This is a genomic window from Bacillus sp. FSL M8-0277 (assembly GCF_037975305.1).
Lineage (GTDB): Bacteria > Bacillota > Bacilli > Bacillales > Bacillaceae > Bacillus > Bacillus pumilus.
Window position 1 is genome coordinate 1908013 of sequence record NZ_CP150255.1, and the last position, 12488, is coordinate 1920500.

The following is a 12488-nucleotide window of genomic DNA, read 5'->3' on the forward strand; positions in this document are numbered from 1 at the left end:
TTTGGTTAATCTAAACGCTTTTTCACTTTTACACTGAGTTTCGTTATATACTCTGCTTCATCTTTAGACATGAGTGAATGAAGCAAATACTCCTCAAATACATCTCCATCTAGCATCATGTCCTCTTTTTCAATTTCATCTAACAAGCGCGAATAAGCAGAATCAATCTCCTCGTATGATCCTTGATCATACATCACCGCATAAAGGCCGGCAGGTTTTTTAACTGCTTCCGGCGCTTCCATTCGGCAAAACAGCTGATCTGACTGATGATAGTGACGCTGAAGGAACTGCTCCTTTTTTAAGACAGCCCCATTTGCCGCAGCCCCTTTTATGCCAATTTCCTTTAGAAAATGTCCAACAATACGAGATATTTCTTCTACGGATGTATTCATGTCAATCGGGTTCGGTGCACTTAATACAACTGGTTCTTCTGGCAGCTCTTGAAACAAGACCTCCCTCATTTTGACAGATGATAGTTCCTGCGTCGTCTCCATGACCCGCATAAGAAAAGACTGGATATCTTGAAGTTTTTCAATCTCTTGTTTGACCTTTTCTATTTGTTCAGCTGCTAGGCTTCGGAGCCTTTCACGGGAAGGCTCAGTGAAATATTGTTTTAACTCTTTTATCGGAAATTGCACAGCTCGAAGGGATTGAATCGCTATAAAATGATCAAATTGCTCAAGTGTATAGTATCGGTACCCATTTTCATGAACACCAGCTGGCTTAAATAAATCAATTTTATCGTAATAAAACAAGGTGTCTTTCTTTACATCAAATAGCTTGGCAAATTCTCCAGTAAAAAATGTTTTTTGCACATCATTTATCATAACTAAGGCTCCCCTCTTGACTATGGAGTTACTCCACCCTTTATGATAACATTCAGAACACCACTACGCTTGGAAAGGATAAAAACATGAACAACATCACTCAACATGAAGTGGCATTAGAACTTGCAGAAAAAGAGGACTTCCCTTTTATGAAAAATGAGCTACAGAAAGCTTTTACAGCTGGTGTGATTGACGCATTTGGCGATGCGCATGATGGACCGATTCCTCCAGGTGAAGTGATTGATGAATCTTTTCATTCGAATGAACACATCGTTTACCATATTATGCTAAATGACGAAAAAGCAGGCGGCGTTGTCATTAAAATCAACCAAGAGACCCACCACAACTCAGTTGACTTATTATACATCTCTTCATCCTCACACGGAAAAGGCATTGGTCAGGCAGCATGGAAAGCCATCGAGGCGCAATATCCAGAAACGATTGTTTGGGAGGTTGTGACCCCGTATTTTGAAAAACGCAACATTCATTTCTATGTCAATAAGTGCGGCTTTCAAATTGTGGAATTTTATCATATGAAACATCCAGATCCGAACGCACCTCATGCAGCTGATCAAGAAACTAAGCCTTCAGCACCTGAAGAATTTGAATTTTTTAAATTTGAGAAAGTGATGAAGAAAACCTGCTCTAGCTAATAAATATCTGCATCAAAAAAACACTACCCCATGAAAAAAGGTAGTGTTTTTTGAATCTCATCTAGCTTCTAATCTGACCGTCACCCGACAGAAGCAGCTTCGTTGTCGTGAGTGCTGGAAGTCCCATCGGACCTCTTGCGTGCAGTTTTTGAGTGGAGATGCCAATTTCAGCGCCATATCCAAGTGCACCGCCGTCTGTAAAACGGGTAGATGCGTTATGATAAACCGCCGCCGCATCGACTTCGTTTAAAAACTTAAGTGCCTGCTCTTCATCCTCTGTCACGATGGCTTCTGAATGTTTTGTACCGTACTCTTCAATATGGTGGATCGCTTCCTCAATGGAATCGACTACCTTTACTGCAAGATCAAGACTTAAATACTCATCTGTCCAGTCCACTTCCTCAGCAGGAATGGCGTTTGAAAAATGAGACAGTGCTTCCTCGTCGCCATGTACGGTGACATGGTGCTCTAGCAGAGCTTCATTCAACGATGCCGCATTTTCTTTCAGCCAATCGCGATGGATGATTAGCGTCTCAAGTGCATTACATACAGCCGGACGATTCGTTTTTGCATTGATGACAATCTCAATGGCTTTTTTCACATTGGCTGTTTGATCAATAAAGACATGACAGTTTCCTGTTCCTGTTTCAAGGACAGGAATGGTAGATTGTTCAACCACGGTTTTAATTAAAGAAGCTCCGCCTCGCGGAATTAAGACATCGATCCATTCTTTTAGATGAAGCATCGCTTGAACCGATGAACGGTCTGTTTGTTCTATCAATTGCACCGCATCACGCGGAATCTTTGTTTGATCTAATGCTTCATGAATAACATTCACAATGGCTTTGTTGGAAGAAATAGCGGAGGAACCGCCTTTTAAAATCACTGCGTTGCCTGCCTTAAGGGCAAGCCCTGCTGCATCGACAGTGACGTTCGGTCTCGCTTCATAGATCATCCCGATCACGCCGAGCGGTACTCTTCGGCTTTTCACATGCAAGCCGTTCTCAAGAGTCCATTCATCCAATATTTCTCCAACAGGATCTGTTAATCTCGTCACAAGCCGCAAGCTTTCGGCAAACTCATGAATTCTTTCTTCATTTAACATTAAACGATCCAAGAGTGCCTCTGAAAAGCCCTTTTCCTTCCCGGCATCTATATCCTTTTGATTCTCTTGCAAGATGAACGTGCTATTTTGTTCTAACGCTTCTGCTAGTTTCAGCAGTGCCTCGTTTTTATCCTCTGTATGAAGTAAACCTAGTTTTTTTGAAACGTGCTTTGCTTTTTTTGCTTTTTCTTTGACCGATGTGACAACTTCAGCTGTCAGTGTCATGGAATTCCTCCCTTTTGGTTAGCAAACTGGTATCGATAAATCTAAATGACAAACAAAAGCTTCAAGATCGACGACATGAACCACTTCATCCTGCAACGAGTCACTGCTCAGTGCAAGTTCGTCAGATGGATAATTCACAATACCAAGCCCGATTTCTCTTCCATCTTGATCTAAAATGCGGACGACATCGCCTTTTTTAAACGAACCCTTTACATTGACAATGCCACCCGAATCAAGGCATTTCTCCCTATGCATGAGGTGTTCCTGCGATTTCTTTTGAACAACAATCTCGCCTTTTGGTCCAGAATGAAAGGCAATCCACTGCTTCTTGTAATTCAGCGGTGCTAAATTTTCATCCGCGGTAAAATAAGTGCCGTCCTCTGTTCCATTAATGGCTTTGTCTAAAATGTGAGGCGTATCCGCTTTGCCTAAAAAGCCGTTAATGCCAGCTGCCATTGAAATTTTAAACGCATCGAGCTTTGATTTCATTCCGCCTGTGCCAACACTGCTGCCTGCATCTCCAGCTGCTGCTTCGATGTCTTCTGTGATGTCTGTGACTTCAAGAATTCTTTTCGCATTCGGATTTGTATGCGGGTTCTCTTCATACAAGCCATCAATATCAGATAAAATGGCAAGGAAATCCGCATCAATGAGTCCAGCTACTTTTGCAGACAATGTATCGTTATCTCCGAACTTCAAGCGGTTAATCGTCACTGTATCATTTTCATTGATAATCGGAATGATGCCTCGATCTAATAACACATTCATCGTGTTGCGCACATTTTGATAGCGCGTTTCATCTGAAAAATCACTTCTTGTGATTAAAAGCTGTGAGGCAATATAACCGTGTGATAAAAATAACGTAGAATATGATTCCATTAAAAGGCCTTGCCCAATTGAGGCAGATGCCTGTTTTTCCGGCAGTGTTTTCGGTCTATCGATAAATCCTAGTTTTCGGTAACCAGCTGCAACCGCACCAGATGAAACCAAAATGACTTCGTGTCCTTCATCTTTGAGTTTCACAATTTGATTGACGAGGTTTTCTATTTTTTTTAAACTAATCTCTCCTTGAAAGCTAGTAAGAGAGCTGCTTCCGATTTTTACAACAATTCGTTTTCTCTCTTTATCTGCGTACACCTTATCACTCCTGTACCTGAGCTCTATTTATTATATAGATACTTTTTGTTTTTGCTGTTTGCTGATCTCTTTTGATCGATTGGCAGCATGTTTGACGGCCTGCTTGATTGCTTCTCCTCCGCCAAAATCATCTAATGCATTCAGTCCTGCAGCTGTTGTTCCATTTGGTGACGTAATTTTCTCTCTCAGAGTAGAAGGGTCTTCCTCTGTTTCTTGCAGCATTTTCGCAGCACCGAGAAGTGTCTGCGCGCCAATTTGGCGAGACAATTCCTTAGATAAACCTGCTTCTTCTCCTGCTTCTTCGATTCTTTCCATTAAGAAATAAAAATAGGCTGGTCCGCTTCCGGCAATTCCAGTGAAAATATCCATTTGCTCTTCCTGAATGGTATACACTTCGCCCATTTCAGATAAAAGAGCCTGACTCATGCTGATATGGTCGTCTTTCACATAACGTCCAGCACATAAAGCGGTCGCTGAAGCCCCGATCGTACTTGACGTATTCGGCATGACCCTCATCACGGGCTGTCCTTCATGCAGCATATCTTCAATATACGATTGCTTCACGCCTGCAAGGACAGACATGATCAGCTGGTCTCTCCGAATATGAGGTTTTAACGATTCAAGTGCTGTTTCAGCATCCTTTGGCTTCATGGCCAGGATCAACATATCCATTTCTTCAAAAGGAAAAGAATCCATTGTGGCTGTTTGTATTCCGTAACGTGTCGTTAGTTCATTCAATCGAATTTGATTTTGTCTGTTTGTTGCGTAAATTTGGCCTAGTGGCATTTGTCCTGATCGCACAATCCCGGCAATCATTCCTTCCGCCATAGAACCTGCTCCAATGAAAGCAACTTTCTTTTGATCAATGATATTGATCCTCTCCCTTGTTCGCTTTTTGTTCGTGTTTTTCGCACGTTAGTTATCGTAACATGATGAGAAATCGTGTCAAGAAAGAGCCAGCGCTTTTCAAAAGTCCCGAATACGCGTTCAACCGCTTGCTGTATGTATACTGACTGCGCTTTTGCAAAACAACATTTTAGATCAAAAGTACTATTCGCATTTGCATCATAGTACCCTTTCGTTCGACTGAATTCCCCATTTTATTTTTGGTTTCGGTGACTTCAATTCTATTTTTTAGAAAGCGCTATCATTTTTAATGACTTTCTATTTTCCTATACGATGAATGTGCTTGAATCTTCCGATTAGACTATTGACATATTTTAGAAAACATGTCCGTTGAAATGATATTTTACGGGTGATACCGTGAAAGGGAAACTAAGTGAAAAAGGAGCGTTCATAATGAAAGTGAAAGAAAACTATATCAATGTCATTCCAATGAAAGAAATCCGTTCGACCGATGACCTTCTTTTCCCGTTCCCTATATACAATGAGCTACGTGCGCAGAGTGATATTAGATATGATGAAACAAGAAAGTGCTGGGATCTCTTTCGATATGCGGATATCCAGTCTGTTCTGAAGCAGCCCAAAGTGTTCTCATCACAGCGAGGAAGAAGCACAACGAAAACGAGTATTTTAACGATGGACCCGCCAAAGCATACAAAAATGAGAGCACTCGTCAATAAAGCATTCACACCAAAAGCGATTAAACAATTAGAAGATAACATTAAAGACCTGACACATGACCTGCTGCAACAAGTCAAGGGTCAGCGTACGTTTGATATCGTAGAAGATCTAGCAGCTCCCCTGCCTGTCATGATTATTGCTGAGCTTCTAGGTGCAGAGGTAAAGGATAGAGCGTTCATTAAGAAACATTCTGATGCCCTAGTAGCAGGTGCAAAGGATGAATCAAAAGAAGCCATTCAAGCAGTAGTCGATATGCAGAAACGCGCAGAGGAAGAGCTGTCCGCTTATTTTGCTCACTTGATCCAAAAACGAAAAGAATCCCCTGCTGATGACCTGATCTCACTTCTTATTCAAGCAGAAATCGATGGTGAGCGTTTAACCGAGAATGAACTACTTGGTTTTTGCATTCTATTACTTGTTGCTGGTAATGAGACAACGACCAATTTGATTACTAATGCAGTAAGACTGCTAACAGAGCAGCCGCATATCGCTGAAGCAGTACGGCAAGACCCCTCTCTTATTCCTCAATTGACCGAGGAAACGCTACGCTATTATCCGCCTGTTCAAGCCATTGGGCGAATAGCGGCCGAGGATGTTGAGATTGCAGGCTCAAAAATTAAAAAAGGAGACTATCTCATTAGCTGGGTTGCTTCAGCAAATCGTGATGAACAGAAATTTGACGATCCGGATACGTTCCGTCTTGACCGGAAATCAAACCCGCATATGAGCTTTGGCTTTGGCATCCATTTTTGTCTCGGTGCACCGCTTGCCCGTCTTGAGAGCAACATTGCCCTTGAGGTTTTACTCCAGACGTTTCAAGACATCACCTGTGCGGCAGATCAGCTAAAACCTATTCAAAGCACATTTGTTTTTGGGGTAAAAGAATTTCCTGTACAGGTCACCCGTTTTTAAAAGTCCCTTTTGAGGGGCTTTTTTTCATTTTCTTCAATTCATCATCTCTTTCTTACCTTCCACCTCCGAACATGCTAAAATAAAGTCCATATAAAGTGATAACGGATTTCAGAAAAGGAGCCAAAAATTCATGACCGATTATACAGCAATGAAAGACGGAATATTCAAATCAGTTTGTTCGTTAGATTGCCCGGATCAGTGCGGTCTGTTGATACATAAAGAAAATGGAAAGATCGTAAAAGTGCAGGGAGATCCAGACCACCCCGTCACCCAAGGCAACATATGCAACAAGGTGCGGAATGTCACAGCCCGTTTATATGATGAAAAGCGACTGACCACTCCTTTGAAGCGTGTTGGCCGCAAAGGCGATGGACAATTTGCTCCGATTACGTGGGAAGAAGCCATTGAAACCATTCGGCAAAAATGGACAAAACTGATTGAAGAAAAAGGTCCAGAAAGTATTCTGCCTTACAGCTTTTATGGGAATATGGGCAATCTGAATGCAGAAGGCATGGACCGCCGTTTTTTCTATCGTCTTGGTTCAAGTCAGTTAGACCGGACCATCTGTCAGTCAGCAGGAACGACTGGCTATAAATATACAATGGGTGCAAGCATTGGGACAGATCCAGAAGAGACCATTCATACGAAACTATTCATCTTTTGGGGGATCAATGCCGTGTCGACCAATATGCACCAAATCACCCTCGCACAAAAAGCGCGAAAGCAAGGAGCAAAGATTGTCGTGATTGATGTACACAAGAACCAAACCGGACGGATGGCAGATTGGTTTATCCCGCTTCGACCTGGTACTGACAGTGCCCTTGCCCTTGGCATCATGCATGTTCTTTTTAAAGAAGGACTGACAGATGAAGCCTTTTTAGAATCTTATACAACCGGTCATAAGGAGCTGCGTGAGCATGTGAAGCAGTATGATCCAGACACTGTTGAGGGCATCACGGGGGTTTCTAAAGAGGACATCCTTACACTTGCAAGAATGTACGCAGAAACATCGCCGTCTCTCATTCGCATTGGCAATGGTTTGCAGCACCATGATAATGGCGGAATGAGTATTCGAACCATTTCCTGCCTCCCTGCCCTGACTGGTCAGTGGCTCCACAAGGGCGGCGGTGCGATGAAATCAAACTCTTCTTTTCTCAGCTATAATGAAACAGCTCTTCAGCGGCCGGATTTATTAAAGGAACGCACGCCAAGATCATTTAATATGAATCAGCTAGGCAGTGTGCTGACGAATGCAGCGCCTTCCATTGATTCACTCTTTGTCTACTCGTGCAACCCAGCTGTTGTGACGCCTGAAGCGAATAAAGTAAGAGAAGGTTTGCTGAGAGATGACTTATTTACAGTCGTTCACGACCTATTTCTAACAGAGACAGCTAAGTATGCAGATATTGTCCTGCCGGCCACATCCGCCTTTGAAAATGAGGATTTCTATACATCATACTGGCACCATTATATTCAAATTCAAGAGCCAGTGATTGAACGCTATGGAGAAAGCAAATCCAATACAGAAGTGTTCCGCTTGTTAGCCCATGCGATGGGCTTTGAAGATGAAGCCTTCCGCGAGACAGATGCGGAACTCATGGAACAAGCCCTTCATCATCCAGAAAATCCGCATTATGAGGACATTTCATACGAGGCATTAAAAGAAAAGAAATGGATCAAAGCAAAACGAGGACCTTTCCAAGACTTAAAGCTCTCTACCCCGAGCGGCAAAATTGAGCTTTATTCTGAACAAATGAAAAAAGACGGATATCCGGCGCTTCCTACCTACGTGCCCCTTTATCAGGAAAGCGAATATCCGCTTACCTTTATACCGGGACCGAATCATAATTTTCTTAACTCGACCTTCTCACTTCATGAAAAGCATCAAAAGCTTGAGAAGTTCCCGAAGCTTCATATGAATGAACAAGATGCAAAGGCAAGAAAAATTGAAGATGGTGACATGGTACGTGTGCTCAATGACCGAGGAGAATGCGAGCTTGTCGTGTCAGTCGGTCACAATGTATTACCTGGTGTTGTGGTCAGCCAAGGATTATGGGCAGATCAAAAAGGCAAAAAACAGCTAGTTAACGGGCTAACACCTGATCGGCTGGCAGATATGGGCGGCGGTGCGACGTTCTTTTCGGGCAGAGTGGAAGTTGAAAAATGATCATAGACAGAAGAAAAGCCAGCAAAAAACTGCTGGCTTTTTTCATTTGGTGTTATCGAATAATCAGCTGGTTGGTCATTACATTCGCACTTCCGTTGCTTCGGTAGCCTTCTACAGTTAATGCTGTTTCATACATTTTCCCCATTGGCATACCTAGGCTTTCCCATTTTCTGAAATGCTCACTGACGGATACAGTACCGCTCGTACGTTTTGTTTGACGTACACTCCAATATTGCTTAAAGGTAGCGTCTCCAATAATAGAAGGCTGATTGACACGTAGCGTTTCATAAATGTCATATGTGCCTCCATCGGCATAAAATGATCCTTTATACGTTCCTGTTGGGCGATAGGTGCCCCATGACTCAACAATGTAGTATTCAGCTAATGGAGATTGTGTCCAGCCATAGACACATAAGTAGGAATTCCCGCCTGGGTTAAAGGCTGCGTTGTAATTGATGGAGATGTTGCCAAGTTGATGATGAGTTTTAGTGGAATCAAACTTCTTCCCTTTTCGAAACAAAGCATTTCCGATATTGTTCCATTGTGCGCTAAATGCCCCGCCGTTATTGAGTGTCATTGCGGTATTTCCATAATCCTTCCATAATTCAAAATCGTACCCGCTGTGATTGCCTATTCTATTGTCATAAATCGTTTCCGCATGAGCTGGTACAGCCGTCAGTGTCAGCACAAATCCAATACACATCACAAACAATAGCCTCAATCTTTTCAAGTTCATTTTCCATCCATCTCCTTTTTTCATTAAAATTGTTCTGCCTACTCTAAGATGAAGCGAGCTCATCACCTCCTTTCATGTCACCCTTTTTGCTAGACGGAACGGTATTGTTCTAACCCGGCATGGATATCTCTTGTTTGTGTATAGATCTTTTGATACAGATGAAACAGATCATCATATATACTTGCATGCTGCTGCTCTGGCTCATAGACAGCTGCTTGGTGGATAAACTGTTCCGCACATGCTTCAAGCGACGGATACCAGCCGCAGCCAACGGCGGCCAGTATCGCTGCTCCTAAAGCAGGCCCTTGTTCATTGTCTAACTGGATGACCTCTGCCTGAAAAATGTCTGCTTGCATTTGAAGCCATGTCCGGCTTCTCGCACCGCCTCCAATGGAAACAATTGAATCTATGTGTTTCCCAGCTTGCCTGAATAAAGCGATCGATTCATTTAACGAGAAAGTAATCCCTTCTAGCACAGCCCTAACGACATGTGCCCTTTCATGCCGGCTGTCTAATCCAATCAAGCTTCCACGAATGATAGCATCCGCATGAGGTGTTCTTTCCCCGACTAAATATGGCGTGAAGAGCAATCCATTTGCTCCTGGCGCGACATCAACCGCACCCTCTAAAAGTGATTGGAACGATTCCTCTGGAGCCAGTAAATGTTTTATCCAGTTAAGGCTATATCCTGCTGAAAGGGTCACACCCATTGTGTAGAAAGCGTCTTTTTTTGCATGATGGAACAAATGCAGGTTTCCTTGAAGCTCTCTTTCATGATCCTCTTCGTAAGAGAGAATGACCCCAGATGTGCCAATACTGCATAACGTGCGGCCAGAGGATAAAATACCAGCACCAATTGCTCCGCAAGCATTGTCTGCCCCGCCAGCAAAGACTTTTGCACCCTCTTCGATCCCCGTCTCACGTGCAATGTGCGGAAATAGTGTACCAACCTCTTCCTCTGATGAGATCAGTGGCGGACAAATATGAGGAGGAATATCAAATGCCTGACAAATTTCTTCACTCCACGCTTGCTCTCCAATATTTAATAACAAGGTGCCAGCCGCATCAGAATAATCGATATGAACAGAACCTGTTAATCGAAATCTGACATAATCTTTTGGGAGTAAAAACATGTCGATTTGTTGATCAATTTCTGGTTCATGCTCCTTTACCCATAATAATTTTGGCAGTGTGAATCCTTCTAGCGCTTGATTTTTCGTAATCTGTTGGAGCCGTTCCCCCAGTTTTTTTGTAATATGTGTACATTGCGCTGTCGTTCGTGTATCATTCCATAAAATCGCAGGGCGGAGCACCTCGCGGGATTCATTTAAAAGAACCAGACCATGCATCTGTCCAGAGAAGCTGATGCCCTCTACTTTCTTTGAAAGGACAGGCTGCCTTGCCATCAGTTCTTTCATCGCAGCCACTGTTTGCATAACCCATTCCTCTGGGTTCTGTTCACAATATCCAGGTTTATCTTGAATGAGGCGGTAAGGCTTAGTGGCCTCGCCGCACACCTTTCCATTCTCATCGACTAATATGGCTTTGACTCCGCTCGTTCCAAGATCAATACCCATCACATACTTCATGTCTTCACTCCTTCAAAACAGGTCCGCTTCTTCAATCAATCTTCTAACAAGTATTGATTTAACCGGGCTTTCAACTGTTCCTCTCTTCCCGATTCGTTTTTGATTAAAGGGTGCTTGAGCGCATACTCTTCTAATGTATGAAAGTTTGCCTTTCCTTCTGAAATGTCACGGCCAATCCCTTCAGAAAAACTGCGATATCGGTGCTTGATCACATCTTCAAACACACGATCTTCTATGAGTCTATGAGCCACCCGCAGTCCTTTTGCGAATGCATCCATGCCCGCAATATGGGCATACAAAATATCTTCAAGCTCAAAAGAAGCTCTTCTCACTTTTGCATCAAAATTGAGACCGCCAGTTCCTAGTCCGCCATTTTGCAGAATTTCATACATGGCAAGAGTTGTGGCATATAAATCGGTTGGAAATTCATCCGTGTCCCAGCCAAGCAGCGTATTCCCTTGGTTCGCATCCACAGAACCGAGCAATCCATGTATTCTTGAGACGCGTAATTCATGCTCAAACGTATGACCAGCAAGCGTCGCATGATTGGCCTCGATGTTCAATTTAAAATGTGAATCTAGTCCGTATTGCTTTAAAAAGGCAATAGATGTTGCTGCATCTGCATCGTATTGATGAGTGGTTGGCTCCTTTGGCTTAGGCTCAATTAAAAATTGGCCAGTGTACCCAATTTCCTTTGCATAATCAACAGCCATATGCAAAAATGACGCCATGTGATCAAGCTCTCTTTTCATATCTGTATTCAGCAGAGTATCGTACCCTTCTCGTCCTCCCCAGAAAACGTAATTTTCTGCGCCAAGTTCTTTAGCTGTTTCGATGCCTTTTTTCACCTGTGCGGCTGCATAGGCAAAGACATCTGCATGACAAGATGTTGCTGCGCCGTGTACAAATCTAGGATGCTTGAACATATTGGCTGTATTCCACAGCAGCTTGACTCCGCTATCCCGCATGTATTCTTTCATTCTTTCTAAAATGATGTCTAATTGCTGATTCGTCTCTTGAAGCGTATCTCCCTCCGGTGCAATGTCACGGTCATGGAAGGAAAAATACGGAACATCCAATAGATCAAACAGTTGAAAGGCTACTTCCAATCTAGCTTTTGCTAAATCCATTCCGCTATAGGAGTCCCAGGCTCTTTGCATCGTACCAGTTCCAAACATGTCTGTTCCATCAGCAGTCAATGTATGCCAATAAGCGACTGAGAAGCGCAGGTGATCTTTCATTGTTTTTCCGCCAATCATTTCACTTGGATCATAGTGTTTAAAAGCGAGTGGATTTTTTGATTGTTTTCCTTCAAATTGTATTTTTCCGATTCCTTCTAAGCTGTGTAACGTTTTCATATTTGAGTTGGCCATCTTTTATTCCTCCTATGAATATACTTTGTAAGTTGATTCAACAAACTAATGTTCAATTGATGATCAATTCACTTTGAATTTTCCATATTTTTTAGTTTTTTAGAAATATTTTCGTTATAATAAAGTTAAAATCATCCTTCTTACAGATTACATGCGTAGAAAAGCAGCTTTTTTCTTCAC

The 12488-nt window shown here is 42.7% G+C and carries 10 protein-coding genes; 3 read left to right on the top strand and 7 right to left on the bottom strand.

Annotation, left to right across the window (positions count from 1 at the left end):
- Positions 1 to 5: 5 nt before the first annotated feature.
- Positions 6 to 827: a MerR family transcriptional regulator gene (locus tag MKZ05_RS09380; RefSeq protein ID WP_335365800.1), complete on the bottom strand. Its 822-nt coding sequence runs from the start codon at positions 825 to 827 to the stop codon at positions 6 to 8.
- A gap of 86 nt (positions 828 to 913) precedes the next feature.
- Between MKZ05_RS09380 and MKZ05_RS09385 the strand changes: the two genes are divergently transcribed.
- Positions 914 to 1480 carry a GNAT family N-acetyltransferase gene (locus MKZ05_RS09385; RefSeq protein WP_339159891.1) on the top strand — a complete coding sequence of 189 codons (567 nt, stop codon included), beginning with the start codon at positions 914 to 916 and terminating at the stop codon, positions 1478 to 1480.
- Between the two features lie 61 nt (positions 1481 to 1541).
- On the opposite strand, the gene MKZ05_RS09390 is transcribed toward MKZ05_RS09385, so the two are convergent.
- Genes MKZ05_RS09390 through proC form a run of 3 tightly spaced genes read right to left on the bottom strand, consistent with a single transcriptional unit; the run spans position 1542 to position 4823 of the window.
- A complete protein-coding gene (locus MKZ05_RS09390; RefSeq protein WP_309217844.1) occupies positions 1542 to 2810 on the bottom strand; it encodes a glutamate-5-semialdehyde dehydrogenase in 1269 nt (422 codons plus the stop codon).
- An 18-nt stretch (positions 2811 to 2828) separates the two neighbouring features.
- Complete coding sequence (gene proB, locus MKZ05_RS09395; RefSeq protein WP_284907243.1) at positions 2829 to 3947, bottom strand: glutamate 5-kinase; 1119 nt, start codon at positions 3945 to 3947, stop codon at positions 2829 to 2831.
- Between the two features lie 30 nt (positions 3948 to 3977).
- A complete protein-coding gene (gene proC / locus MKZ05_RS09400) occupies positions 3978 to 4823 on the bottom strand; it encodes a pyrroline-5-carboxylate reductase (protein WP_137055111.1) in 846 nt (281 codons plus the stop codon).
- A gap of 423 nt (positions 4824 to 5246) precedes the next feature.
- Between proC and MKZ05_RS09405 the strand changes: the two genes are divergently transcribed.
- Both MKZ05_RS09405 and MKZ05_RS09410 read left to right on the top strand, forming a co-directional pair.
- Entirely contained in the window at positions 5247 to 6443 is a 1197-nt protein-coding gene (locus tag MKZ05_RS09405; RefSeq protein WP_253622507.1) for a cytochrome P450, read from the top strand.
- A 130-nt stretch (positions 6444 to 6573) separates the two neighbouring features.
- Positions 6574 to 8610, top strand: coding sequence for a molybdopterin oxidoreductase family protein (locus tag MKZ05_RS09410; RefSeq protein WP_339159894.1), 2037 nt, complete (start codon positions 6574 to 6576; stop codon positions 8608 to 8610).
- 52 nt (positions 8611 to 8662) lie between these two features.
- Here MKZ05_RS09410 and MKZ05_RS09415 read toward each other — a convergent pair whose 3' ends face one another.
- The 3 genes from MKZ05_RS09415 to xylA all read right to left on the bottom strand — a co-directional run bounded on the left by MKZ05_RS09415 (position 8663) and on the right by xylA (position 12308).
- Positions 8663 to 9346, bottom strand: a complete 684-nt coding sequence (locus tag MKZ05_RS09415) for a glycoside hydrolase family 11 protein (protein WP_050943981.1) — start codon at positions 9344 to 9346, stop codon at positions 8663 to 8665.
- A gap of 89 nt (positions 9347 to 9435) precedes the next feature.
- The gene (gene xylB, locus MKZ05_RS09420) at positions 9436 to 10935 is read right to left on the bottom strand and encodes a xylulokinase (RefSeq protein ID WP_339159896.1); all 1500 of its coding nucleotides are present in this window, start codon (positions 10933 to 10935) and stop codon (positions 9436 to 9438) included.
- A 35-nt stretch (positions 10936 to 10970) separates the two neighbouring features.
- Positions 10971 to 12308 carry a xylose isomerase gene (gene xylA / locus MKZ05_RS09425; RefSeq protein WP_284907239.1) on the bottom strand — a complete coding sequence of 446 codons (1338 nt, stop codon included), beginning with the start codon at positions 12306 to 12308 and terminating at the stop codon, positions 10971 to 10973.
- Between the last annotated feature and the right edge of the window lie 180 nt (positions 12309 to 12488).